Source organism: Acinetobacter sp. YH12205 (genome assembly GCF_013418125.1).
GTDB classification, from domain to species: Bacteria; Pseudomonadota; Gammaproteobacteria; order Pseudomonadales; family Moraxellaceae; genus Acinetobacter; species Acinetobacter towneri.
Window position 1 is genome coordinate 353,387 of the sequence record NZ_VPCQ01000001.1, and the last position, 25,433, is coordinate 378,819.

Annotated in this window: 21 protein-coding genes and 2 tRNA genes; 12 read left to right on the forward strand and 11 right to left on the reverse strand. The window is 42.7% G+C overall.

Going from position 1 to position 25,433, the window contains the following annotated elements; translation table 11 throughout:
• Positions 1-14: 14 nt before the first annotated feature.
• The 7 genes from mraY to FTU92_RS01735 form a co-directional block, all read right to left on the reverse strand.
• Positions 15-1,133 carry a phospho-N-acetylmuramoyl-pentapeptide-transferase gene (mraY, locus tag FTU92_RS01705; RefSeq protein ID WP_019836136.1) on the reverse strand — a complete coding sequence of 373 codons (1,119 nt, stop codon included), beginning with the start codon at positions 1,131-1,133 and terminating at the stop codon, positions 15-17.
• Positions 1,134-2,543 carry a UDP-N-acetylmuramoyl-tripeptide--D-alanyl-D-alanine ligase gene (murF, locus tag FTU92_RS01710; protein ID WP_180095422.1) on the reverse strand — a complete coding sequence of 470 codons (1,410 nt, stop codon included), beginning with the start codon at positions 2,541-2,543 and terminating at the stop codon, positions 1,134-1,136. It abuts the gene before it with no gap.
• 9 nt (positions 2,544-2,552) lie between these two features.
• Positions 2,553-4,046 (reverse strand): UDP-N-acetylmuramoyl-L-alanyl-D-glutamate--2,6-diaminopimelate ligase, encoded by a 1,494-nt coding sequence (locus FTU92_RS01715; protein ID WP_180095425.1) that lies wholly within the window; start codon positions 4,044-4,046, stop codon positions 2,553-2,555.
• A 10-nt stretch (positions 4,047-4,056) separates the two neighbouring features.
• Positions 4,057-5,880 carry a penicillin-binding protein PBP3 gene (ftsI, locus tag FTU92_RS01720; RefSeq protein WP_131260649.1) on the reverse strand — a complete coding sequence of 608 codons (1,824 nt, stop codon included), beginning with the start codon at positions 5,878-5,880 and terminating at the stop codon, positions 4,057-4,059.
• 12 nt (positions 5,881-5,892) lie between these two features.
• Positions 5,893-6,222: a cell division protein FtsL gene (gene ftsL / locus FTU92_RS01725; protein ID WP_104852659.1), complete on the reverse strand. Its 330-nt coding sequence runs from the start codon at positions 6,220-6,222 to the stop codon at positions 5,893-5,895.
• Between the two features lie 11 nt (positions 6,223-6,233).
• Positions 6,234-7,145, reverse strand: a complete 912-nt coding sequence (gene rsmH / locus FTU92_RS01730; RefSeq protein ID WP_004974437.1) for a 16S rRNA (cytosine(1402)-N(4))-methyltransferase RsmH — start codon at positions 7,143-7,145, stop codon at positions 6,234-6,236.
• Positions 7,146-7,343: 198 nt separating this feature from the next.
• Complete coding sequence (locus FTU92_RS01735; RefSeq protein ID WP_096901291.1) at positions 7,344-8,357, reverse strand: sulfate ABC transporter substrate-binding protein; 1,014 nt, start codon at positions 8,355-8,357, stop codon at positions 7,344-7,346.
• Between the two features lie 504 nt (positions 8,358-8,861).
• On the opposite strand from FTU92_RS01735, the gene FTU92_RS01740 reads away from it, so the two are divergent.
• From FTU92_RS01740 to FTU92_RS01760, 5 genes are all read left to right on the forward strand, one after another.
• Positions 8,862-9,149 carry a hypothetical protein gene (locus tag FTU92_RS01740; RefSeq protein ID WP_004974433.1) on the forward strand — a complete coding sequence of 96 codons (288 nt, stop codon included), beginning with the start codon at positions 8,862-8,864 and terminating at the stop codon, positions 9,147-9,149.
• Positions 9,150-9,290: 141 nt separating this feature from the next.
• A complete protein-coding gene (gene gltX, locus FTU92_RS01745) occupies positions 9,291-10,799 on the forward strand; it encodes a glutamate--tRNA ligase (protein ID WP_179989021.1) in 1,509 nt (502 codons plus the stop codon).
• 57 nt (positions 10,800-10,856) lie between these two features.
• Positions 10,857-10,932 (forward strand) — tRNA-Ala (locus FTU92_RS01750).
• A gap of 36 nt (positions 10,933-10,968) precedes the next feature.
• A tRNA-Glu gene (locus tag FTU92_RS01755) sits at positions 10,969-11,044 on the forward strand.
• Between the two features lie 154 nt (positions 11,045-11,198).
• Positions 11,199-11,540, forward strand: a complete 342-nt coding sequence (locus FTU92_RS01760; RefSeq protein ID WP_004974430.1) for a hypothetical protein — start codon at positions 11,199-11,201, stop codon at positions 11,538-11,540.
• Between the two features lie 128 nt (positions 11,541-11,668).
• On the opposite strand, the gene ettA is transcribed toward FTU92_RS01760, so the two are convergent.
• Complete coding sequence (gene ettA, locus FTU92_RS01765; RefSeq protein WP_004974427.1) at positions 11,669-13,330, reverse strand: energy-dependent translational throttle protein EttA; 1,662 nt, start codon at positions 13,328-13,330, stop codon at positions 11,669-11,671.
• A gap of 281 nt (positions 13,331-13,611) precedes the next feature.
• On the opposite strand from ettA, the gene FTU92_RS01770 reads away from it, so the two are divergent.
• From FTU92_RS01770 to FTU92_RS01785, 4 genes are all read left to right on the forward strand, one after another.
• Positions 13,612-14,889 (forward strand): O-acetylhomoserine aminocarboxypropyltransferase/cysteine synthase family protein, encoded by a 1,278-nt coding sequence (locus FTU92_RS01770; RefSeq protein WP_004974425.1) that lies wholly within the window; start codon positions 13,612-13,614, stop codon positions 14,887-14,889.
• A gap of 307 nt (positions 14,890-15,196) precedes the next feature.
• Positions 15,197-16,084, forward strand: coding sequence for an SDR family NAD(P)-dependent oxidoreductase (locus FTU92_RS01775; protein ID WP_004974423.1), 888 nt, complete (start codon positions 15,197-15,199; stop codon positions 16,082-16,084).
• A 199-nt stretch (positions 16,085-16,283) separates the two neighbouring features.
• Positions 16,284-16,580: a hypothetical protein gene (locus FTU92_RS01780; protein ID WP_004974421.1), complete on the forward strand. Its 297-nt coding sequence runs from the start codon at positions 16,284-16,286 to the stop codon at positions 16,578-16,580.
• Between the two features lie 99 nt (positions 16,581-16,679).
• Complete coding sequence (locus tag FTU92_RS01785; RefSeq protein ID WP_004974419.1) at positions 16,680-16,991, forward strand: hypothetical protein; 312 nt, start codon at positions 16,680-16,682, stop codon at positions 16,989-16,991.
• An 89-nt stretch (positions 16,992-17,080) separates the two neighbouring features.
• Here the strand turns inward: FTU92_RS01785 and FTU92_RS01790 are convergent, their stop codons facing one another.
• Positions 17,081-19,432 carry a Tex family protein gene (locus FTU92_RS01790; protein ID WP_180095428.1) on the reverse strand — a complete coding sequence of 784 codons (2,352 nt, stop codon included), beginning with the start codon at positions 19,430-19,432 and terminating at the stop codon, positions 17,081-17,083.
• A 347-nt stretch (positions 19,433-19,779) separates the two neighbouring features.
• On the opposite strand from FTU92_RS01790, the gene ompR reads away from it, so the two are divergent.
• The 3 genes from ompR to FTU92_RS01805 all read left to right on the forward strand — a co-directional run bounded on the left by ompR (position 19,780) and on the right by FTU92_RS01805 (position 24,005).
• A complete protein-coding gene (ompR, locus tag FTU92_RS01795; RefSeq protein WP_004974415.1) occupies positions 19,780-20,544 on the forward strand; it encodes a two-component system response regulator OmpR in 765 nt (254 codons plus the stop codon).
• Positions 20,545-20,712: 168 nt separating this feature from the next.
• Positions 20,713-22,173 carry an ATP-binding protein gene (locus FTU92_RS01800; protein WP_004974413.1) on the forward strand — a complete coding sequence of 487 codons (1,461 nt, stop codon included), beginning with the start codon at positions 20,713-20,715 and terminating at the stop codon, positions 22,171-22,173.
• A 308-nt stretch (positions 22,174-22,481) separates the two neighbouring features.
• On the forward strand, positions 22,482-24,005 hold the full coding sequence (locus FTU92_RS01805; RefSeq protein WP_004974412.1) for an acetyl-CoA hydrolase/transferase family protein: 1,524 nt from the start codon (positions 22,482-22,484) through the stop codon (positions 24,003-24,005).
• A gap of 105 nt (positions 24,006-24,110) precedes the next feature.
• Here the strand turns inward: FTU92_RS01805 and FTU92_RS01810 are convergent, their stop codons facing one another.
• The gene (locus FTU92_RS01810; RefSeq protein ID WP_004974410.1) at positions 24,111-24,506 is read right to left on the reverse strand and encodes a hypothetical protein; all 396 of its coding nucleotides are present in this window, start codon (positions 24,504-24,506) and stop codon (positions 24,111-24,113) included.
• A gap of 98 nt (positions 24,507-24,604) precedes the next feature.
• Positions 24,605-25,339, reverse strand: a complete 735-nt coding sequence (locus FTU92_RS01815) for a class I SAM-dependent methyltransferase (RefSeq protein WP_180095431.1) — start codon at positions 25,337-25,339, stop codon at positions 24,605-24,607.
• Positions 25,340-25,433: the final 94 nt, after the last annotated feature.

Here is a 25,433-nt window from a genome sequence, read left to right on the forward strand (position 1 = left end):
TCGGTTGGATAGGCTTAACGTAATTTTAAAGTCATTAAACCTAAAACCACCAGCATAATTGTGATAATCCAGAAACGAATCACCACTTGAGTTTCACGCCAGCCTTTCTTTTCATAGTGGTGATGCAACGGCGCCATTAAGAATACCCGTTTATTGCGCATACGTAGTGAACCAATTTGCAGAAATACCGAAATTGCTTCAACTACAAACACCCCACCCATAATCGCAAACACGATTTCCTGACGTACCATCACGGCAATCGTACCCAGCATTGCCCCCAAAGACAATGCGCCGACATCGCCCATAAAGACTTGTGCAGGATGCGCGTTATACCACAGGAAGGCTAAGCCTGCTCCAATCATCGCGGCACAGATTACCACCAACTCAGACGCATATTTCACATAAGGGATATGCAAATAATCAGCAAAACGAACATCCCCCGCCAAGTAGGCAAAGACGCCCAAACCTGCCGCAACCAACACGATTGGCATAATTGCCAAGCCATCTAAACCATCAGTTAGGTTCACCGCATTTGAGGCACCATTAATCACCAAATAGGTAAAGATAATGAAGCCAATACCGAGTGGAATCAACGACAATGGAATGCTGAAATCTTTAAAAAATGGAATCAACACATCCAGCATATCTGCAGTTTGTGCAGGATTTGGCTGTTGGGTTGCAATCACATACAATGCAATACCCGCACCCAATGATGCTACCGAAGTCCAGAAGAATTTTTTACGCGCTGGCAAACCCGCATTGTCTTTGTAGCGAATTTTAATCCAGTCATCTGCCCAGCCTACAGCGCCAAAAATGACCATAACTGCCAGTACAATCCAGACGTAAGGGTTAGATAAATCTGCCCACAATAGGGTCGAAATACCAATGGAAAGCAGGATTAATACCCCACCCATGGTTGGCGTACCCATTTTTTTGGCATGCCCTTCAGGAGCATAAGAGCTGACTGCCTGACCGTATTTTAATGCTTGTAATTTACGAATCATCACAGGGCCTAGCACCAAACCGATGCCAAGCGCAGTCAATACACTCAGTAATGAACGTAATGTTAAATAACGAACCACCTGAAACGAGCTGTTATAGCCCGCCAGCTGTTCAAATAACCATAACAGCATTTAAATTTTCTCCATCAATGCAGCCATCAACGTTTCCATATGGGTATAACGAGAACCTTTAAATAGGAAACTCATGGACTGAGGTTGATGTGTTTTTACCAGATCAATTAAAAACGGCAAGGCTTGTTCTTGAGTGACAAAAGCCTGTAATTTTTTTCCATATTGGGTACTGCGCGCACCTTCTTGGGTCGCAGGTGCAAATTCACCGACTGCCACCACAAAGTTGATGCCACGAATAGACACCAAATCACGCCCCAACATATAGTGCTGTTGTGCTGCGCTATTGCCCAGCTCACCAATATCACCAATTACCATAACTCGCACACCTGTTTGCTGTGCAAGGACTTCACCTGCAGCACGCATAGAGGTTGGATTGGCATTATAGGTGTCATCAATCAATAAATGTGTGCCTTGCTGAATAAAGTTCAAACGGCCTTTTGCCCCCTGTGCCTGTTCCAAGCCTGCGACAATATCATCTAAACTCACACCAATTGCCAGTGCAAAAGCAGCAGCAGCCATAGCATTTTGTACATTGTGTTCACCTGCAAATGGCAAATGAATCTGACGCACACCATGCGTGGTATTTAAACAAAAACTTGCCGATTGTGGCTGCAACTGAATGTCTGTCGCAAACACATCACCGCCTTCACCAAAACTTAGACGCTGTTCTGACTGAACCGCTTGCTGAATCTGTTCGGCAAAATCATCGGCAGCAGGGACAATCGCTGTACCTTGCGAGGCAATATGTGCATAAATTTCAGACTTGGCCCGACAAATACCATCACGCCCACCAAACTCACCCAAATGCGCAGTACCAATATTGATAATGCCTGCCACCTGCGGCTGCACCAAGTTTGAGGTGTAATCGATTTCACCTTGATGACTGGCGCCCAATTCCATCACTGCATATTGATGGCTAGCATTCAACTCCAATAACATCATCGGCACACCCAAGTCATTATTCAGGTTGCCACGGGTAATTAAAGTCGGTGCCAAACGTGACAAAATACTACCGAGCATTTCTTTAGTGGTGGTTTTACCGCTACTGCCTGTTAACGCAATCACTTTTAACTGAGGATGTTGCTGACGACGAAATGCGCCCAAGTGTCCTAAAGCTAAACGGGTATCAGGCACGACCAATTGGCAAATATCTGCGTCTACAGGCTGGCTGACAATTGCCATAGAACAGCCCTGAGCCGCTACTTGAGCCACAAAGTCATGCGCATCAAAACGCTCACCTTTTAATGCCAAAAAGGCATCGCCTGCTTCAGCATGTCGTGAATCGGTCAAAATACGTTTAATCTCGCCCTGCGGTGTTTGTCCGTTCAGCCAATAACCTTGTGTTGCCTGTTGCAGTTGATCAGCAGTCCAAGGTTCTAAAATTGCAGTACTGGTGGTGGAAGTGTGCATACAAATTCCTTATTGCGCAGGGTAAGCAGAAGGTGAGCAATGTTGTGCATCTATCGCGGCTTGCACTTCAATCACATCATCAAACCAGTGTCTTACCCCATCTATTTCTTGATAATTTTCATGACCTTTGCCTGCAATCAACACAATATCACCTGATTGAGCATGTTGAACGGCATATTTAATCGCTTCACGGCGATCATGAATTTCATGCGTTTGTGCTACTGATAAATCTACACCTGCCTGCATATCGGCAAAAATTTGTAAAGGATCTTCTGTGCGTGGGTTATCTGAGGTCAAGAGCACAACATTGGCATAATCCAGTGCTGCTTGGGTCATGAGTGGACGCTTGCCACGGTCACGGTCACCACCACAACCAAACACTGCCCAAAGCTGTGCGCTAACATGGCGTTTTAGGGTTTGCAGTACTTGAATCAAGGCATCTGGAGTATGTGCATAATCCACTACAAATAGACGTTCTACATCACGTAGCACTTGCATACGGCCTGGCGCACCTTTCAGTTGTGGTACAGTTGCAATCAAGTCAGTCAACTCAAAACCTACCTGCTCAGCCGCAATTAAACTCGCCACCAAGTTTTCAACATTAAAATGCCCGAGCAACGGACTTTGCACCACATATTCTGCAGTTCCAGTCTGTAGATGGAAACCCACACCATTTAGGCTATATTCAATTTGCTGTACTTGATAATCAGCCGCTTGCTGAGTTGAATAAGTCAAAATTTTCGGTTGTGCAGGATTCTGCTGCGCCGCTTGCAACATGATCCCAGCATATTCATCATCTAAATTGACAATTGCAACTTTTAAACTGGCAAACTGAAACAGCATGGCTTTGGCTGCAGCATACGCCTCTAAAGTACCGTGATAATCCAAATGATCACGGCTCAGGTTGCTATATACCGCAATTTCAATATCGCAGCCATTTAAGCGCCCTTGCTCCAAACCATGTGAACTGGCTTCAATTGCGGCAAATTTTGCCCCCTGTTGTGCATAGCTGTATAAAGCATTTTGCAGTTGCAAGGCATCTAAAGTGGTATGTGTTGAAGCTTCCAAATTAGGCAAAATTCCGTTGCCTGTGGTGCCCATTACCGCACAGCGTTGGGCTTGTAACATTAACAACTCAGCAATTAAGCGGGAAATCGTGGTTTTACCATTGGTGCCCGTGACTGCAAGCATACGCGCTAAAGGTACAGGCTGTCGTGCTTGTAAATATTGTTTTTGCCACTGTCCCATGCGCTGACGCACATCTGGCACCACCAAATTATTGGCAACTGCCAGTTCAGTTTCCGAAATCACCGCCAAAGCACCTTGATCTAAAGCTGCTTGTGCAAATTGTGCGGTTTTTTCAGGCTGCGACAAACTGGTCAGGGCAATAAAAATTTGCCCTGCTGTCACATGGCGGCTGTCGAGTTGAAAGCCCTGAAAGTCTTGTATCATCCAATCTGCAACGCGGGAACTGCGATAAATATTTTGAAAGCTGATAGACATGCGTCACCTGTTATTGGATGTTGGGAGTTTCTAAAGGTTTATCTAAAGGTACGTTCATTAAACGTAAAGATTCTTGCATCACACGAGCAAATACAGGCGCTGCCACCAAACCACCATAATACTGTCCTGTTGGATTTTCCACCACGACAACCATGGCTAAACGCGGATCACTGACTGGCGCAACCCCAGCAAACAAGGCACGATATTCAGTCTGTGAATAGCCTTTGCGGTCTGCACGAAGTTTATGCGCTGTTCCCGTTTTACCTGCAACCCGATAGCCTGGAATATTGGCTTGACGTGCCGTACCACCGGGTAACGTTACGGCTTCCATCATCAGTAGAACTTGATCGGCAATTTTAGCATCAACAATTTGTTCGCCTTTAGGCTGTTCTTCTAATTTGTATAAACTCAGCGGCATTTTTACGCCTTTATTGGCAAGCATGGCATAGGCATCTGCCAATTGCAGCACAGTGGCGTTCAAACCATAACCATAAGACATGGTCGCCACTTCCGACACATTCCACTTGCTTGGCGGCAAAATTAAACCTGCACTTTCACCCGGAAATTTCACTGCAGAACGCGCACCAAACCCTAAACGCTTATAAAAAGTCGGTAAGGTTGCATACGGTAAAGATAAAGCAATTTTCGCCACACCCACGTTTGACGATTTTTGGATAATTCCCGCCAAAGTCAGTGAGCCATAATTGTGGGTATCACGAATGGTGTGATTACCCACCCGCATTGAACCACCACTTAAATTGACCACGGTATTCGGTGAATATTTGCCACTTTCCAGTGCCATTGCCACCGTCATAGGCTTCATGGTCGAACCCGGTTCAAAAGAATCCACCGCACCACGGTTACGCATGGCATCTTTATTGGACAAACTTTTTTTGTCATTCGGGTTATACGACGGCCAACTGGTCATCGCCAAAATTTCACCCGTTTTCACATCTACCGCAATTGCTGTGGCTGAACGGGCATTATTTGCCACCCCTGCTGCAGTCAATTCACGATACATAATGTATTGCAAACGTGAGTCGATACTCAGGGTAATATTTTCGCCCGGTTCAACCTCTCTCACCACTTCTGGGTCTTTGACACGGTTACCCTTTTTATCGCGCACGATTTGCTGTTCACCATCCACGCCTGCCAAGCGGGTATTTAGCTGCATTTCCAAGCCTTCAATGCCTGTGCCTTCACTATTGGTCAAACCAATAATTTGTGCATTCGGCTGTGGCTGCGGGTAATAACGCTTATAGTTTTTCTCGGTATATACCCCTTGGAAATTACGTTTTAGAATCAGCTCTGCCTGTTGCGGCGGCACTTCTTTTTGTAAAACCAAATAACGTGAACGCGGACGCTCGTTCATTTTATTTTTCAGTTCTTGGCGATCCATCCCAACTGCATCGGCAAGTTCATCTAAATTCAAGTTTTTATCTGGCAATTGACGCTGCAATTTACGACTGGTCGGATTTTTTTCCAACTCGGCTGTAATTTCTTCAAACAGTTTTTTATTGTCAAAATAATCACGTGGATCAATCACCACTTTCATTACAGGGGTACTAATTGCCAAAGGCACACCGTGGCGATCATAAATCACCCCGCGCATAGCTTTGAGCTTTTCTGTTCTTAAAATATTGGCATTGGCTTTGTTTTGTAAAAAGTCATGGTTCACAATTTGCACATAAAAAGCACGTCCCACCAGTGCCACGAACACCAGCAGTACCACAGCCCACATTAAGTAAAAACGCCACATTTCTACATGAATGGCATTTTTTCCAGTTACCGATTGCTGTTTCTTTCGGGTTTGCTTTTTACGCGTATCGACCATGTGCAACTCGCCTTATTGTTGTTCTGAGGTTGTAGGCAAAGAAATCACCACAGTTTGCGGTGCGGGCGGTGAATACATACGCAGTTGCGTCACCGCACGGGTGCCAATTTGTGCAGTTGCACCAAAGGTCTGCTGTTCAATTAACAAACGCCCCCATTCGGCATTTAAGTCATCTCGCTCGCGCATATAAGAACTCAGCTCACGATAATCATGGCGATATTCAAACACTTGAAACACCACCATAATCGCGCTGATAAATACCAGCGCCAATAAAATAAAATAGGCGACCATTTTTTTCAGTCGCACTTGAGATTGATTTTTTTCAACGGTTTCAGTTTTCATTATTGGCCTTTTCAAGCTAATCGTTCTGCAACACGTAGCCATGCGCTGCGTGAGCGTGGATTGGCTTTGACTTCTTCATCACTGGCACGCACACGTGATATTTTTTTCAATCGACGTGTATCTTGTTGCTGTTGTGGCAAGCCCCAACCCGAATCTTCAGGCAGGCTCGATTCTTTTTGAATAAACTGTTTAATTAAACGATCTTCCAAAGAATGGAAGCTAATTACCGCCAAACGACCTTCGGGTTTTAACACCTCAACGGCTTGCGGCAAGAAGTTTTCAATATCTTCTAATTCTTTATTAATCGCAATACGAATTGCCTGAAAAGTACGTGTTGCAGCGTGTTTGTTTTTTTCCCACTTCGGATGGGCAACTTTTACAATTTCAGCCAATTGTGCGGTAGTTTCAATATAACCCGCCTGTTTAATGGCTTTGGCAATACGGCGGCTATAACGCTCTTCACCATATTGAAAAATCACATTGGCTAAGGCTTCTTCTTCAATATCCACCAGCCATTCTGCCGCAGTCGGGCCTTGTGAGTTGTCCATACGCATATCAAGCGGGCCATCTTTCATAAAGCTAAAACCGCGTTCTGCCTGATCTAGCTGTGGTGACGACACGCCTAAATCGGCCATCACACCATCGACCTGAGTGACGCCCAAATCATTCAACGCTTGCTGCATATCGGCAAAACTGGCATGAATAATCTGAAAGCGCGAATCTTGCTGCGCCAATTCTGCTGCCACGGCCAAAGCTTGTGGATCTTTATCAAAGGCATAGACTCGTGCCTGCGCATCCAATTTGGATAACAACAAACGCGTGTGTCCACCTCGTCCAAAGGTGGCATCGACATAAATTCCTGTATTGCGATCTGCCAACACGGCATCAACAGTTTCATGAAGTAATACAGAAATATGCGACATAAGGTTCAATCAATACAGCTAAAATGTAACTGCACATTATTACCTTGTTTTGGCAAAGCTCCAAACGTCTTTTTGTAGATAAATATTACTTTCCATAGGGAAAACCGTTTTTGACTTTTTTAAAGCACAAAAAAAATCTCCGTAGAGATTTTTTTGTGTGCCAATCCAATAAAAGATTAGCCGAAAATGGATATCTGTTTAACGCTTAGTATTATAAATTTGGTCGAAAATCGCACCATTCACAAAATGTGTTTTTTGTGCATTTTCCCAGCCACCGAACACTTCATCAATCGTGAAGGTTTTTAATTTCGGGAATTGTGCTGCATATTTTGCAAGGACTTTTTCATTACGTGGACGGTAGAAATGCTTAGCCGCCATTTCCTGACCTAAAGGTGAATATAAATAGTTGATATAGCCTGTCGCTAACCATTTATTGCCATTTTTTTCTACTGTGCGGTCTACGATTGCCACCGAAGGTTCAGTCAAAATAGAAATAGATGGATAAACAATATCAAACTTGTCTTTGCCTAAGGTTTTTAAAGTTACAAGGGCTTCATTTTCCCAAGTCAACAACACATCACCAATGCCACGTTCAGCAAATGTAGTCATCGACGCACGTGCTGCCGAATCCATCACTTTTACATTGTGGTACATCTTGCCCACAAATTCTTGCGCTTTGGCCTTAGAGCCGCCCGGCTGCTTTTCTGCATAACCCCAAGCCGATAAATACACCCAACGTGGCAAACCACCTGTTTTCGGGTTAGGGGTAATAATTTGTACGCCTGGTTTGGTTAAGTCATTCCAGTCTTTAATGTTTTTCGGATTGCCTTTACGCACCATAAAGACGATGGTCGAGGTATAAGGCGCAGAGTTATGAGGAAATTCTTTTTGCCAACCTGCTTGGATTTGACCTGACTTTACAATTTCTTCAATGTCATTCGCCAATGCCAAAGTTACGACATCGCCCTTTAAACCATCGACCACAGAACGCGCTTGCTTGCCTGAACCACCATGTGATTGTTTAAAGTTGACGTCTAAACCTGTACGTTTTTTCCAGTACTGACCAAACGACTTGTTAAATTCATCATAAAATTCGCGGGTCGCATCATACGATACATTTAAAAACTGACGATCTGCAGCCTGAGCAGTCGTTGCAGCAAAACCTGTTGCCAATAGCGCAGCAGCCAATAAAGCTTTCAATTGAGTTTTCATTACAGCACACATCACCTTTAATCTGTCGCTCAATATATGCAATGCTCAGGCGCTGCGCAATTTGTAAAAAACATGCAAAAAATGATTAAATTCAAATAATTTAGCTTTAATTAATTGTTTTTAATCAATTTAATTCAAGATGCGGCGTTTATTCCAAATTTATACCTTTTTATGGATTAGATATATGAAAAGTGAATAAAACTTTGATCCGTTTTTAGACTCAACGGTAAAATAAGCGACATCACAGCAATCAAACCCGCTTCAAAACTATTTTATTGTGACTTTTGTAACAATCTTCACGATATCTCCACAGTTGTTTGTTACAACATGTTCTAAATCAAAGATCATCTGAAAAATCGGTATATAGTGAGTAAATAATGATAAAGATCTTATTAAGAGTGTGACGCAAATCTACTTTTGTTATGATTTTTGTGATTAAATATTAAAGTGATTAAAACAATTTATAAATTGTGAGTTCACTCATAAAGGAAAGGGGGAATCAAAATGAAATCTAAACTCATGTTCGCAGTATTACTCAGCTTAAGTACAGTCGGTCACAGTGCAGTGATCAAATCTGCTGAAAGCAAAACCAATTTAACTGAGGCAAAAGGCTCTTTAATTGAAAAAGCCATTACCCAGCAAAAACAGGCAGACAAGCAAAAGTTTGAATCGAATAATGATTTAAAAGTGCTGACTTCAATTAATCTTGCCCCAACTCAAAATTTCTTTGCCTTGCAAAATCAGCGTTTTAGCCGTTTCGTACAAGCCTTATTCCCGCAAGGTAACTCATAAGTCTGCATCAAACTCACTGCCTTTAATCCCCTTTTCAAATGCAGTTGAAACGCCCAAGTACAGAATGTTGAATTTAACATTAAGTACTTGGGCTTTTTCGTTATAATGGTTGCAATTTACATTTTGAATTAATTTTTGCTTATGACTGTTCGTACTCGTATCGCGCCTTCTCCTACTGGTTTCCCGCACGTGGGAACAGCGTATATCGCCTTGTTTAACTTATGTTTTGCCAAACAACACGGTGGTGAATTTATTCTTCGTATTGAAGATACTGACCAACTGCGCTCAACCCCTGAATCTGAAAAAATGATTTTGGATTCATTGCGTTGGTTAGGCTTAAATTGGGCAGAAGGTCCAGATATCGGCGGCCCACATGCACCGTATCGCCAATCTGAACGTATGGATATTTATAAGCAATACGCCTTGCAATTGGTTGAACAAGGGCATGCTTTCTATTGCTTCGCTACTAGCGAAGAACTAGATCAAATGCGTGCAGAACAACAAGCACGTGGTGAAAGCCCGCGCTACGATGGTCGTGGTTTAAACTTGTCTGCAGATGAAGTGCAGCGTCGTTTAGCGGCAGGCGAAGCGCATGTTATTCGTATGAAAGTGCCAACCGAAGGCGTATGTAAATTTAATGACATGCTGCGCGGTGAAGTGGAAATTCCATGGGCGCAAGTCGATATGCAAATTTTGCTGAAAACAGATGGCTTGCCAACTTACCATTTGGCCAACGTGGTCGATGACCATTTGATGCAAATCACTCACGTGATTCGTGGTGAAGAATGGATTCCATCGGCACCGAAACACCAATTGCTTTATCAATATTTTGGTTGGGATATGCCTGTGTTATGCCACATGCCATTGTTGCGTAACCCAGACAAATCAAAATTATCTAAACGTAAAAACCCAACTTCAATCAACTACTACAAAGACATTGGCGTATTACCTGAAGCTTTGCTGAACTATTTAGGTCGCATGGGTTGGTCAATGCCAGATGAAAGTGAAAAATTCACCTTAGCCGAAATGATTGAACACTTTGATATTCAACGTGTTTCACTAGGCGGCCCTATCTTTGATGTGGAAAAACTCAATTGGCTAAATGGTCAATGGATTAAAGCACTTTCACCTGCTGAACTATTAGACACCTTATTGGCTTGGAAAGCAGATCGTGCCAAATTGGAAGAAATTGCTGCCGCAATTCAACCACGTATTCATTTACTCTCAGAAGCGGTCAATTGGTCAGCACATTACTTCAACCATTTCCCAAGCTTAAGCAAGGAACAGTTTGAAAGTAAAAAACTGTCTGAAGAACAAGTGCGTCAAAGCTTGCAATTTGCAATTTGGCGTTTAGAAAGTCTATTTACTTGGAACAACGACACGGTGAGCCAAACCCTAATGGATTTAGCCAACCAAATGGAAATCAAATTGCGTGATTTCATGCCTGCGTTCTTTATTGCAATTGCAGGTTCAACCGCATCTACACCTGTGATGCAAACCATGGTCACCATTGGTCCTGACCTGACCTTTGCGCGTTTGCGTCATGCCTTAGAAGTGGTTGGCGGACCAAGCAAAAAAGAAGTTAAAGTCTGGGAAAAACTGAATGAAAGCATCAAATTGCCGAAAAATGATGCAATTGATCCAGCTTAATTCATTTTTTTGTTGACGTGTGCGCGCAATAGCCCTAATATTGCGCTCACACAGACTGGGGTCATAGCTCAGTTGGTAGAGCGCTACAATGGCATTGTAGAGGTCAGCGGTTCGATCCCGCTTGACTCCACCAAGTTTAAATAAGGCTTTACCTGTGTTGCCTCATCAAGTCCCTATCGTCTAGAGGCCTAGGACATCGCCCTTTCACGGCGGTAACCGGGGTTCGAATCCCCGTAGGGACGCCATATTCAAGATGAATATAAATTCACTTATCTTCATCTTATAATAAAGCTCAAGCAATGACTTGGGCTTTTTTATTGCCCTGTTTTCTGACAGACTGTTTTTGATTTGCCGTACATTTGGTTAGAATAACGATCAGATTAGAATTTTGGAGTTGTAATGCAATACCGATGCCCTAAATGTCAAAGCCCAAAAATCATGCCTGTTGCGCAGGCAGGTCAAACAACACCGCGTCCTGTGGTGCCAAAAAGCTTGGTGATGCTTATTCCAGCGGTATTTGTCTTATTACTTCTTGTCTTGATCAGTATCGCCATGTGGATTTTTGGTGATGGTGCAGGCACAACCTTACAAAGCATTACTGTGGCGGTATTTGTGCTGTGTGTAATTGCAGGTTTCTTGTTTTATCGTGATTTGCCTGATTTCAAAATTTCTATGCAAGCCTTTATGCAGTCACAAAAAAAATGGAAGTGCCGTGAATGTGCACATGAGTGGGAAGTTTAAACCTCACTGGTCTACATCTAGATTAAGAAAAATGTTGCTAGGTTGATCACAAGACCACATCATCGAGCAAATATAAAAAAACCAGCCTTCTCGGCTGGTTTTTTTAATGAGAACTCAAGTTTTTAGACTTAAGCGCCAATTTTACGGTATTTGCTACGTTTGGTTGCCAGATCATCACCATATTTCTTACGGCGATATTCTTCAAACTCAGTATAGTTACCTGTAAAGAATTCTGGTTGCTCATCTTCGAATGACAAGATGTGCGTTGCAATACGGTCTAGGAACCAACGGTCGTGCGATACCACCATCACTGTACCTGGGAAGACTAAAATTGCATCTTCCAGTGCACGTAAAGTTTCAATATCCAAGTCGTTTGATGGCTCATCCAGCAAGATCACGTTTGCGCCCTGCTGTAGAATTTTTGCCAGTTGTAAACGGTTACGCTCACCACCCGACAATTCACCAACGCGTTTTTGCTGATCCTGACCTTTAAAGTTAAAGCGACCAATATAAGCACGCGATGCAATTTCATAATCGCCCACTTTCAAAATGTCTAAACCGCCAGAAACTTCTTCCCAAACAGTTTTGTCATCATCTAGAGTGTCACGAATCTGACCGACATAAGCCACTTTTACCGAGTCACCTAAAGTCACGCTGCCCGTATCAGGTTGCTGCTCGCCAGTCATCATACGGAATAAAGTCGTTTTACCCGCACCGTTTGGACCGACAATCCCCACAATCGCTGCAGGCGGCACAGTAAAGGAAAGGTTTTCGTAAAGTAAGCGATCACCAAATGACTTGCTGATGTTTTCCACTTCCACCACTTTGTTCCCTAAACGTGGGCCAGGTGGAATATAAATTTCAGAAGTTTCGTTACGCTGTTGGAATTCACGCGAGTTAAGCTCTTCAAAACGCTCCATACGCGCTTTGTTTTTCTTTTGCTGGCCTTTCGCATTGGAACGTACCCATTCCAATTCTTTTTTCAAGGCTTTAGCAAAAGATTCTTCTTGCTTCTGTTCTTGCTCTAAACGGTTATTTTTCTGCTCTAACCATGAAGAGTAGTTACCTTGATATGGAATACCATGTCCACGGTCAAGTTCTAAAATCCATTCTGCAACGTTATCCAAGAAGTAACGGTCGTGGGTAATTGCCACAATCGTACCCGGGAAGTCTTTTAAGAAACGCTCTAACCAAGATACAGATTCTGCATCCAAGTGGTTCGTCGGCTCGTCTAGAAGCAGCATGTCTGGTTTAGACAATAACAAACGGCATAAAGCCACACGACGACGCTCACCACCCGATAATTTGTTAACATCAGCATCCCAAGCTGGCAAATTTAATGCTGCCGCTGCTTGTTCAAGCTGATTGTTCAGGTTGTGTGCATCCCAAGTTTGGATAATCGCTTCTAACTTCTCTTGCTCTTTTGCAAGTTTGTCGAAATCTGCATCTGGATCTGCATATTCTGCAAAAACTTGGTCTAAACGCTCTAAAGCATCTAAAGCTTCACGCACACCATCTTCCACGTTGCCGCGTACATCTTTGCTCGGGTCTAGTGGTGGTTCTTGCTCAAGATAACCAATTTTGATGCCTGGCTGTGCACGAGCTTCACCAGAGAAATCTTTATCTACGCCCGCCATAATACGGAGCAAAGTCGATTTACCTGCACCGTTTAAACCAAGCACACCAATTTTCGCACCTGGGAAAAATGATAAGGAGATGTCTTTCAAGATTTCGCGCTTAGGCGGAACCATTTTCGACACTCGGTTCATCGTATAAATATATTGGGCCACGTAGGACTCCTCAATAGAAAACCAAATCTGGGGCTCAGATGAGCAGCCCCTGCTCTAATGAGCGAAAAAATAATCGGGTATTATACCTGAATACGGAGAAAAAATAAGACACCACAAACATCTTGCATGCTTTGTTACAACTCTAGCGATCAGCGGATAAGCACAGGACTTTTTGCCTGCTATATCAAATTTACAGCTAAATATTGCAGCATTTTTACACTTTCTTTCATATTTAAAAGTGCTAGACTCAAACCAATTTAACTCACGAAGATGAAGTAAACATGACCTATAAAGACGAAACTTTGGCCATTCATGCAGGCTATAGCCCAGAACCAACCACCAAAGCCGTGGCTGTGCCTATTTACCAAACCACTTCTTATGCCTTTGATAATACGCAACATGGTGCCGATTTATTTGATTTAAAAGTACAAGGCAATATTTACACCCGTATTATGAACCCAACCACTGCAGTATTGGAGCAACGTGTTGCAGCACTTGAAGGCGGGATTGGCGCATTGGCTTTAGCATCGGGTATGGCTGCAATTACCTACGCAATTCAGACCATTACCGAAGCAGGCGATAACATTGCTTCAGTATCAACTTTATACGGCGGTACTTACAACTTATTTGCCCACACCTTGCCTAAACAAGGCATTGAAGTACGTTTCTTCGATTATCAACAGCCTGAAAGCTTACGCGACCTGATTGATGACAAAACCAAACTGGTCTTTGTAGAATCCATTGGTAACCCATTGGGCAATATTATTGACCTTGAAGCGATTGCGAAAATTGCGCACGAATACGGCATTCCAGTGGTGGTGGATAACACTGTAGCCACGCCTGTCTTGCAAAAATCATTTGATTTTGGCGCAGACATCATCATTCACTCACTGACCAAATATATTGGTGGTCACGGTACGTCTATTGGCGGCATTATTGTCGATAGCGGTAAATTCCCTTGGGGCAAATATCCTGAGCGTTTTAAAGCCTTAAATACACCTGACCCAAGTTACCATGGTGTGAACTATGTAGAAGCCTTAGGCGCTGCAGCATTTATTGCACGTGCACGTGTAGTACCACTACGCAATACAGGTGCAGCGATTAGCCCGCATAACGTATTCCTAATTTTACAAGGTTTAGAAACCTTAAGCCTGCGTATGGAACGCCATACTGAAAACGCGCAAAAAGTAGCGGAATATTTACAGGCACATCCAAAAGTGAAATGGGTCAATTACGCAGGTTTGAAAGATCACCCGCAACATGCGTTGGCACAAAAATATGTGAAAGGCAAACCTTCTGCAATTCTGTCTTTTGGTGTGCAAGATGGCCGTGAAGGCGGAACCCGCTTTATTGATGCACTGCAATTATTCACACGCTTGGTCAATATTGGCGATGCCAAGAGTCTGGCTTGCCACCCTGCAACCACCACTCACCGTCAGTTGAGTGCAGATGAACTCAAAGCGGCTGGTGTGAGTGAAGATATGGTGCGTTTATCCATCGGGATTGAACATGCCGATGACTTAATTGCCGATTTAGAGCAAGCTTTAGCAGCCGTATAAAAACTCATCAGTTCAAACTTTGTACTGGCATCCTGCTGATTAATTTCAACAGGATGCTTTTTTATTTTAATTTTTCTTTGTATGTCTTTGCATTAGCTTTATTTCATGGTAAAAATAAAGATATACAGCTCACAAAAATAGAGCAATTACTCTAAATTCATTTTTAAATTCAACCACTTATTCCATAGCTTTTTTTGTGCAATCGGCTATCATAAAGCCAAGTAAAACAGTTCAAATTCAGTCTGAAATTTGAATCGTCAATCTCAATAAAAATGACAACTCAGGAATCTAAATCAGGAATATTAGCGTGAAGCCAAAATTAGAGAAACTTTTTCAACAGCGTGTAAATGGTAAAGTTGCCCTTATTACAGGTGCATCGAGTGGTATTGGTTTAACCGTGGCACATAAGCTAGCCGATGCAGGTGCGCATGTGCTTTTGGTGGCACGTACTCAGGAAACGCTCGAACAAGTCAAAGCTGAAATTGAAGCACGTGGTGGCAAGGCTTCAGTTTTCCCTTGTGATCTAAACGATATGGACTCTATTGATGCTGTATCGCAACAAATTCTTGCCTCTGTCGATCATATTGATATTTTAATTAACAACGCAGGCCGCTCAATCCGTCGTGCAGTACATGAGTCGGTTGATCGTTTCCACGACTTTGAACGTACCATGCAGCTCAACTATTTTGGTGCTGTGCGTTTGGTACTCAATATTTTGCCGCAGATGATGCACCGTAAAGATGGTCACATCATCAACATCAGCTCGATTGGTGTATTAGCCAACGCAACGCGTTTCTCGGCTTATGTGGCATCTAAAGCCGCATTGGATGCGTTTAGTCGCTGTCTATCTGCAGAAGCGCATACACACAAAATTGCGATTACTTCGGTGTATATGCCATTGGTTCGTACCCCAATGATCGCACCAACCAAAATTTATAAGTACGTGCCCACCCTTTCACCTGAGCAAGCGGCAGATTTAATTGCTTATGCGATTGTGAAACGTCCGAAGAAAATTGCGACACATTTGGGTCGTTTGGCTTCAATCACTTATGCGATTGCACCAGACATTAACAACAAACTCATGTCGATTGGTTATAACTTATTCCCAAGCTCTACCGCTTCTGTGGGCGAGCAGCAAAAACTGAACTGGGTACAAAAAGCGTATGCGCGCTTGTTCCCAGGTGAACACTGGTAATTTATACACAATTCAAGTTTTGCTTTAGGCGACCTACGGGTCGCCTATTTGTTTTTACAGCTTAGGTTGAACAGCGCACAACAATACAACATCACTTCAACAATTTTTAAATTGTGCAGCCGCAACTTTTCATGTGATTTTAATATTGGTTTAAGAAATAGCATTCAAAATGACATTACAATAATGAAAGGTACAACACATGAAAACTCTGTATCTGTTTAAGCTATTTTGTTTTTCTGCTGCGGGCTTAAGTTTTTATCACTTATATACTGAGCTTACGCGCAATCATGTAGACACATTTCAAGTGATGACACTGACAGGCCTGGTGGTCTTGTTAGTCGAATTGGGCTATCGCAGCCAACTTGCCGTGTCCATGTCGCATTCATCTGGTGCGATGTCCGAAGTTTCTGCCTCTTCTAATTACAGTTATTTCATGTCTAAATTGGCAGCAGGCAGTATTGCCACAAGTTTTGTTCTGCAAGGCTTAATCCGTTAATTGCTTATTTAAGATCCACAATCTCAACCATAACAAAACATTCAATTGCACCGCATTTTTATGCTATAACACAGCTGTTTTAAGTATTTTGAATGGATTATGCGAGCACTGGCCCTCATTTTACAATATGGCTGTTTTGCCTTTGCCTTGTTTCTGAGTTATCAGGTTGCAATGGCGCTTTATCAGCAAGAATATGAACTTTTAGAGGTTGTTGCCGATGTCGGCACGATTTTAATTTGTATTGATTTGGGCGTATTTTTATTTAGCAGCAAAGCCTCACAGGGTTTAAATCTTCAGGAATATGCTCGCCAACTTGAAGCACCACCGTCAAAACTAGTCGCAGTGACTCGTAAACTTGGACATTTGGGAATTATGCTGATTTTGGTGAGTTGGATTGTACCGTTGATTTAAAATCCATCAAAAAAATCTGTATATAAAAATGTTCCTGCAAAACAAAAAGCTCCCGAATTTCGGGAGCTTTTTGTTAGAGCAATTCAAAATTACTTCGAACCTTTAATCCCTGCTTGTAACAACAATGCACCTAAACCACCAATTTTATTTTCTTGTGGTTTAGCGGCTTGTGGTTTTTTCGCTTGTGGACGCTCAGTCTGAGGACGTGACTGCTGTGGACGTTTCGCTTGTGGCTTACGCTCTGTACGCTGTTCTTGATCACGACGTGGTGCACGCGCTGCTTTTGCAGGTGCAGCCGAACCTTCAGGACGCATCGATAAATTCACACGGTTACGCTCTACATCAACCTGTAACACACGCACTTGAACAATTTGACCTGGTTTCACCACTTTATGCGGATCAGCCACAAACTCATTGGCCAATTCAGAAATATGTACCAAACCATCCTGATGCACGCCAACATCTACAAATGCACCAAAGTTAGTTACATTGGTCACCACACCTTCAAGCTGCATGCCTTCAGTCAGCTGTGCCACCTCAGTAATATCTTCACGGAACTTAGCCGTACGGAATTCAGGACGTGGGTCACGACCTGGTTTTTCCAATTCAGATAAAACATCCTGAATGGTAGGTAAGCCGACTTGCTCATCCACAAACTCTTCAGCATTCACTGAACGGATAATTTCAGTATTGCCAATAATATCTTTGACTGTAGTCGCTTTAGCAGCCGCAATTTTTTGTACCAAACCATAAGATTCAGGGTGAACAGCTGAGGCATCTAAAGGCTCAGAACCCGCTTGAATACGCAAGAAACCTGCGGCTTGTTCAAAAGTACGCTCGCCTAAACGTGGTACGTTTTTCAAGGCTTGGCGGTTATCAAAACGGCCATGTTCTTTACGGTAATCTACAATTTGCTGTGCAATTGATTTATTCAGACCTGCGATATAACCCAATATTGCTGAAGATGCTGTATTGACATCTACACCCACCGAGTTCACACAGTCTTCGACCACAGCTTCTAAGGTTTTTGCCAAACCTGCCTGATTCACATCATGTTGATACTGCCCCACACCAATTGATTTTGGATCAATTTTTACCAATTCTGCCAATGGGTCTTGTAAACGACGGGCAATAGACACTGCACCACGAATCGACACATCTAGCTCTGGCAATTCTTGCGATGCCAACTCTGAAGCTGAATACACAGATGCACCCGCTTCAGATACAGATACACGCGTCAATTTTAAGTCGCTGTGTGCAGCCATCATTTCTGCCACCACCGCTTCAGTTTCACGGCTTGCAGTCCCGTTACCAATCGCAATTAAATCAACATGGTGCTCACGGCATAAACGTGCAATCTCTTCAATCGCGCCTGCTTTGTCTTCTTTTGGTGCAAATGGATACACCGTGCTATGTGCAACTACATCACCAGATTGGTTCACCACAGCCAATTTGACACCTGTGCGGATACCAGGGTCTACACCCAGCGTACAACGTGCGCCTGCAGGTGCAGAAAGCAATAAATGACGCAAGTTTTCTGCAAAGACATCCATCGCTTCGGCTTCAGCAGCCAAACGTTTTTCAGTTAATAATGAATGTTCAATTTGTGGACGCACTTTGCCCAACCAGAACAATTTTGCAGTTTGCTTTAAAAAGTCCTGACGTGCTTGCGGCTGAATCTGATCTAAATTGTATTCAGTTTCAATACGTGCCAAAGGTGCACTGTCTTCACCATCAACTTTTAAGCCCAAGACATTTTCTTGGCGACCACGCAACATCGCCAATAAACGATGTGAAGGCACTTTGTTGAGGTTTTCTGAAAAATCGAAGTAATCACGGAATTTTTTGCCCACTTCTTTTTTCTCTTCAGAAGCAACCAAGCTTTTTAATACCGCTGTTTTGGCAAAAATTTCTTTTAATTCTGTGGTTAAGGCAATATTTTGTGCCCATTCATCAATCAGAATGTGTTGTACCGCATCTAGCTGACTGTCTGCATCAGGATAGTCTACATGACTAAAGCCTGCTAAAGCTTCGCTTGGCTCAACCTGTTCTGCAAAAATTTGCGCTGCAATTGGGCCTAAACCTGCTTCTTTAGCTTTAAACGATTTACTGGTGCGTTTTGGACGGTAAGGCGCGTAAATTTCTTCTAAAGCATTTTTGGTTTCAGCAGCGTTTACCCGTGCCAATAAATCATCAGATAATTTATCTTGTTCTTTGAGTGATTCTATTACTTTTTCGCGACGCTCATATAAATCACGTAAATACGATAAACGTGTATCGAGCTGACGTAGCTGCGTGTCATCTAAACCTTGAGTCACTTCTTTACGGTAACGTGCAATAAATGGAACGCTAGCACCTTCATCAATAAGTTTGATGGCAGCTTCTACTTGATTTGGTCGTACGGCAAGTTCTTTTGCTAACTGCTGAGCTAAGTCAGTCATCGTGTGTGATCCTACAAGGATAAGTACTAAAAGCCATGATTATAAAGACCAAGACTATAAAATCCACAATTGTTTTATGAATTTTATAAATGGTGGTGATTTGGCGATTTTTGCCAATTCGGCAAAATTTTATAAATCTAAATAAAATTCAGGCTGATGTTAGACTTAAACAGGCAAATATGTCAGTTTTTAACAGGGGAATGCTGTATATATTTGGTATCTATGTCTTGATTTTATCTGCAATATTTGTTGCTTTAGAGCATATGCAAAAGATACCAATGAATCGTATACTCAAAGCCAACTCAACTTTTTGTTTACGACGACAATAAAGAATAAAGGAGCACATCATGAGTTTAGTTGTACCTGCTGAAAAAACAGATACCGTACACAGCGAAACTGACCGCGTTGAACGCATTCTCGTTGTCGATGATGATGTGCGTTTACGTACCCTGTTACAACGTTTCTTGGAAGATAAGGGCTTTGTGGTTAAAACTGCCCACGATGCAACGCAAATGGATCGTTTGTTACAGCGTGAACTGTTCTCTTTAATCGTGTTGGATTTTATGCTACCTGTAGAAGATGGTTTAAGTATTTGCCGTCGTTTACGTCAATCTAACATCGATACGCCAATTATTATGCTCACGGCTCGCGGTAGTGACTCTGACCGTATTGCAGGACTTGAAGCAGGTGCAGATGATTATTTACCAAAACCGTTTAATCCAAATGAGCTGTTAGCGCGTATTCGTGCTGTATTGCGTCGTCAAGTGCGCGAGGTACCAGGTGCACCAAGTCAGCAAATGGAAGTGGTTGGTTTTGGCCCATGGTCACTAGATTTATCGACCCGTACTTTGACACGTGAAGGTCAGGTCGTGACCCTAACTACAGGTGAATTTGCAGTACTCAAAGCGTTGGTACAACATCCTCGTGAGCCTTTAACCCGTGACAAGTTAATGAATTTGGCGCGTGGTCGTGAATGGGGTGCGATGGAGCGTTCGATTGATGTTCAGGTTTCACGTTTACGTCGTTTAATTGAAGAAAACCCTGCCCGTGCACGTTATATTCAAACGGTTTGGGGTGTCGGTTATGTATTTGTTCCAGATGGTGCGGAATAAGTTGAAAATGATGTGAGGCTTCAGCCTCACATCTTCATGCAATGATCAACATTTATGCACACCGATCATTGTGCTAGATTTAAAGAACAGACATTCCAATAACAAGTATATTCATCATAAAATTTCACTCACTAAATTCGCTTTACAACCTCTGCCACAGGACAAGATGTGAAACTCGAACCCATCGACCCACAAGAATTTACCGACTATGTGGCGTATTCTGAAAAGAAACGTACCCGCTGGGAGCGTTTTCTGGACAAAATCAAACCACGCTCTGCAGCCATGCGCACCACGGTACTGGTGGTTTTTGTGGTGTTGTTTAGCCTGTTTATGTCGTTGTGGTTCTTTTGGCGCACCTTGTATTTACCTGAAATTCAACAACACGCCCGCTATTTAGCGGTTGAACTGGAAATTTTAAACAATCCAGATTTGCGCATTTTTCACAATGAAGCCGAAGTCGATGTCGATGCGTGGCTTAAAAATCGGGTCGGCATTGAATATGTAACCGATCCACGTGAGTTTCCTAATGTACGGGAAAAAGTCATTGCAGAGTTTTTTACCCAACAAATAGAAAAGAAACTGGCAACTGAATTAAAAATGCAGGATGTCACGGTCTATTTCCAGTTCAAACCAAGCCCGCGTATTTGGATTCAAACCCCAGAAATGAATGGCAACTGGGTACGTGAACCCCTTAAAACCTATGCCAACTACAGCCCTGAATTGGTCTTTGGCTGGCTTTTGGGTATTCCACTGTTAGCTGCAGCAATTATTTTAACTCTAGTACGTCAGCTGAATCGTCCTTTGCGTCGTCTGCAAAATGCCGCCAATAGCTACAGTAAAACAGGCAAAGCACCTTATTTAGAAACCAATCACGGTCCGCAGGAAATTCGTGAGGTCAACCAAGCCTTTAATCACATGATTTATACCTTGGAACAGACTGAACGTGACCGTCGTATCATGTTGGCAGGTATTTCACACGACCTGCGCACGCCACTGACACGGATTCGTTTAAGTGCCGAAATGATGCCCGATGATGATTTTTTAAAAGAAGGCTTAATTTACGATGTAGAAGATATGGATGCGATTTTAAATCAATTCATTTCTTATATGCGTGATGGTTCCGATGAAGAATTACAAGAAACCGATTTAAATGTTTTGCTGCAGGAATTGATTATTCAATTTAAACCGTTGGATATTCGCTTTAACGCACAAGAATTACCTTTAATTCAGGCGCGCAGTTTGTCGCTGAAACGTCTGATTGGCAACCTGATTAATAACTCGAAACGCTATGGTGCAGAGCCAATTGAGTTGTCTGCAGAAGTGCTGGATGAACACATTCGGATTAGCGTGGCAGACAACGGTACAGGCATTCCAGAAGACCAAATTGCCGATTTAATGCAGCCTTTTGTACGCGGCAATGAAGCACGTACTGTACAAGGCAGTGGCTTAGGTTTGGCAATTGTAAAACGTATTGTCGATATTCATCAGGGCGAGCTCACCATTCAAAACCGTGAACACGGTGGTCTTGAAGCCATCATTACCCTGCCGTTACAACCTGAAATCGTTGAAGAAAAAAATAATGTTGGCACGCTGGAAAAAATCAAACAAAGTTTGAGTGAACACTTCTAAACGGCTGACGCTTTTAATCTCTATCTGGCTTGCTATATACCAATTTCAGACCAACAGCAAATCGGATGGACGATCAAAGTAAAAAATTCAGATGGTGCATATCAAAATTGTATAAAAATATATCAAACAAATTGTAATATTTACCTTTTGATATATAAATAAACGATTAAATTCAATTATTTATGTATTATTTTATATTTTTATACCACCATTTAGGCAAAAAATTAGACCTTAGCCTAACACCTATGCAAAATACCTTTTTTGATCGGTACAATCGGTATCAGTCTAGTATTTTACGAGAGTTCGCCATGTCTTTAGATCGCATCCGTTTAGCCTCCCTCCACGACAAAGTAATCAGCGCAGAACAAGCTGCTGAATTCGTTCAAGATGGTATGACCGTAGGTATGAGTGGCTTTACTCGTGCGGGTGAAGCAAAAGCTGTTCCACTTGCATTGGTGGCACGCGCTAAAACCAACCCTTTAAAAATTGACTTAATTACTGGCGCAAGTCTTGGTAATGATTTAGACAAGCAATTGACTGAAGCAGGTGTTTTGGCTCGTCGTATGCCGTTCCAAGTAGACAACACCTTGCGTAAAGCAATTAACCAAGGTCAAGTCATGTTCATTGACCAACACTTGTCTGAAACTGTTGAGCAAATGCGTAACAACACGCTAAAACGCCCAGACATCGCGATTGTTGAAGCAGTTGCAATTACTGAAGACAGCTTAATTATTCCAACAACTTCTGTAGGTAACTCTGCAAGCTTTGTTGAATATGCAGATAAAGTCATTATCGAAATCAACACCACTGTAAGCACAGAATTTGAAGGCCTACACGACATTTATATTCCTGAAGCACGTCCAACACGTGGCCCAGTGCCATTAACTCACGTTGAACAACGTATTGGAACCAAAGGTATTCAGTTAGACCCTGCAAAAGTTGTGGGTATTGTATTTAACGATACCTTGCTTGACTCTCCATCTAACGTGACCGATCCAGATGACGAAACTCAAGCAATTGCAGATCACTTGATCGCATTCTTTGAAAACGAAGTAGCTCAAGGTCGTTTACCGAAAAACTTGGCACCTTTACAAGCAGGTATCGGTTCAATTGCAAACGCAGTATTAACAGGCTTCAAACACTCTAACTTTGAAGACTTGGTGATGTACTCAGAAGTACTCCAAGACTGTACGTTTGAATTGATTGATGCAGGCAAAATGAAGTTCGCTTCTGGCTGTTCAATGACCTTGTCTGAAAAATGTGGCGATCGCGTATTTGGTAATCTTGCACACTACAAAGACAAATTCATTTTACGTCCACAAGAAATTTCTAACTTCCCTGAGTTAGTACGTCGTTTAGGCATCATTGGTATTAACACTGCACTTGAGTTTGATATTTACGGTAACGTGAACTCAACCCACGTATGCGGTACCAAAATGATGAACGGTATTGGTGGTTCAGGTGACTTCGCGCGTAACGCACACTTGGCGATTTTCGTGACTAAATCGATTGCGAAAGGCGGTGACATTTCATCTATCGTTCCAATGGCTGCGCATGTAGACCACAACGAACACGACGTTGACATTTTGGTTACTGAGCAAGGTTTAGCAGATTTACGCGGTCTTGCACCACGTGAACGCGCTCGTGCGATTATCGACAACTGTGTACACCCAATGTACCGCAATGCATTGAATGATTACTTTGAGCGTGCATGTGCAAAAGGTGGTCACACTCCTCACCTACTTCGTGAAGCATTATCTTGGCATGCAAACTTCGAAGAACACGGTCACATGTTGACTCCTGCACAACAAGAATCTGCGCAACCAGCATAATTCGCGTGCAATAAAAAACGCCCTGATTTTTCAGGGCGTTTTTTTATGTCTTAAGTTTTTATGTCTTAGATTGTCACAAGGTCATTTGCGACAACGCACTCCATTTTACTCAAATGCCAAAGCTTTAAATTCATCTATAAAATGCTGCCCTAACTGGCGTAAACCATCCACACTGAGTGTGGTTTCAATCACACCCAAAGACACCACATCACGTTGAATTTGCAGCACAGTTTGACCTTGCGGGTTGATATAAAAACGAGAACCCAAAGTTGCAAATTTGCTTGCTAAGTCTAGGTTTTGTTCAGCTCGAACTTGATTCACCACATCTTGCGCGGTAAAACGGTATTGATCATGCAGCAAATTTAAGCTGTTGGATTGCCCATATTCTGCACTTAATGCACAATCATCCAAGACCTGTAAAGGCTGATCAAGATTGGCAAAAGCAGTCGCAGGGAGACTCAGCGCAAGACTGAATAAAATAGGGAGAGAAAATTTTAACATTGGACACCTCGCACATAGGTAAATTACACCTGTGGAGAAACATCCTTTTTTCACCAACTTATATTTTAAGTTCAAAAATCACTCAATACATTGACTTTTTATACCAAGCGACCTAAACGCAGCAAAACTGGAAACTGAATTTTCAAGCCCTGAGCAGGTTGCTGCTGCAACAATTGCTGTAATTCAAGCAAGGGCGTATCAGTATGTTGCTTTAAATAATGCTGCAGTCCCGACCAAGTGTTTAAATAATTCAGCAATTGTGCTGCCGACCAACGATATTTCAGGCAAAGTTCGGGTGTCACGATTTCTTGAAATGGGAAAGGAATCGTGCGATATAAGTCATCAATATAACGACGTTCAGCATCCCAACAACCTTTTAAGGTCTGAAAATACAAGCGTTGAATTGCGGTATTCACCTCACGATCTACAGCTTGAATCAGACCGTAGCCCACCGCAGCAAATATTCCACTCGGTTTTAGCACCCGATGCACTTCGGCATAAAAGGCATCAAACTTGAACCAGTGAATCGCTTGTGCAACGGTAATTAAATCCACACTCGCATCTGCCAATCCGCTGTCTTGCGCCAAACAAGCGCGATAACGCACATTTTCCCACTGTGGTGCTTGATCCAGCTGTGCCTGACTTAAATCCGTGGCTAAAATCTGCTGAAAATGTGGCGTTAATAACTGGGTAAACTGCCCTGAACCTGCACCGCAGTCCCATGTCAAACCGCGCTCTGGCACATGTTGTAAAATCGTATCGACAATCGCGGTTGAATACTGCGGACGTGCCTGACGATATAAATCGCTGCCCTGCGAAAACAAATCTTTCATGCTGCATTCCCTGACCATGATCGCTTGATTTTAATTCAGCTTGTTTAATACGTATTGTGGACTTTAGATGAAGATGCAAAGCGGGTTTGAATAC

Excerpts from the sequence above, each read along its gene's own strand:
- mraY (WP_019836136.1), bottom strand. The coding sequence starts at position 1,133 with ATGCTGTTATGGTTATTTGAACAGCTGGCGGGCTATAACAGCTCGTTT.
- murF (WP_180095422.1), bottom strand. The coding sequence starts at position 2,543 with ATGCACACTTCCACCACCAGTACTGCAATTTTAGAACCTTGGACTGCT.
- FTU92_RS01715 (WP_180095425.1), bottom strand. The coding sequence starts at position 4,046 with ATGTCTATCAGCTTTCAAAATATTTATCGCAGTTCCCGCGTTGCAGAT.
- ftsI (WP_131260649.1), bottom strand. The coding sequence starts at position 5,880 with ATGGTCGATACGCGTAAAAAGCAAACCCGAAAGAAACAGCAATCGGTA.
- ftsL (WP_104852659.1), bottom strand. The coding sequence starts at position 6,222 with ATGAAAACTGAAACCGTTGAAAAAAATCAATCTCAAGTGCGACTGAAA.
- rsmH (WP_004974437.1), bottom strand. The coding sequence starts at position 7,145 with ATGTCGCATATTTCTGTATTACTTCATGAAACTGTTGATGCCGTGTTG.
- FTU92_RS01735 (WP_096901291.1), bottom strand. The coding sequence starts at position 8,357 with ATGAAAACTCAATTGAAAGCTTTATTGGCTGCTGCGCTATTGGCAACA.
- FTU92_RS01740 (WP_004974433.1), top strand. The coding sequence starts at position 8,862 with ATGAAATCTAAACTCATGTTCGCAGTATTACTCAGCTTAAGTACAGTC.
- gltX (WP_179989021.1), top strand. The coding sequence starts at position 9,291 with ATGACTGTTCGTACTCGTATCGCGCCTTCTCCTACTGGTTTCCCGCAC.
- FTU92_RS01760 (WP_004974430.1), top strand. The coding sequence starts at position 11,199 with ATGCAATACCGATGCCCTAAATGTCAAAGCCCAAAAATCATGCCTGTT.
- FTU92_RS01770 (WP_004974425.1), top strand. The coding sequence starts at position 13,612 with ATGACCTATAAAGACGAAACTTTGGCCATTCATGCAGGCTATAGCCCA.
- FTU92_RS01780 (WP_004974421.1), top strand. The coding sequence starts at position 16,284 with ATGAAAACTCTGTATCTGTTTAAGCTATTTTGTTTTTCTGCTGCGGGC.
- FTU92_RS01785 (WP_004974419.1), top strand. The coding sequence starts at position 16,680 with ATGCGAGCACTGGCCCTCATTTTACAATATGGCTGTTTTGCCTTTGCC.
- FTU92_RS01790 (WP_180095428.1), bottom strand. The coding sequence starts at position 19,432 with ATGACTGACTTAGCTCAGCAGTTAGCAAAAGAACTTGCCGTACGACCA.
- ompR (WP_004974415.1), top strand. The coding sequence starts at position 19,780 with ATGAGTTTAGTTGTACCTGCTGAAAAAACAGATACCGTACACAGCGAA.
- FTU92_RS01805 (WP_004974412.1), top strand. The coding sequence starts at position 22,482 with ATGTCTTTAGATCGCATCCGTTTAGCCTCCCTCCACGACAAAGTAATC.
- FTU92_RS01810 (WP_004974410.1), bottom strand. The coding sequence starts at position 24,506 with ATGTTAAAATTTTCTCTCCCTATTTTATTCAGTCTTGCGCTGAGTCTC.
- FTU92_RS01815 (WP_180095431.1), bottom strand. The coding sequence starts at position 25,339 with ATGAAAGATTTGTTTTCGCAGGGCAGCGATTTATATCGTCAGGCACGT.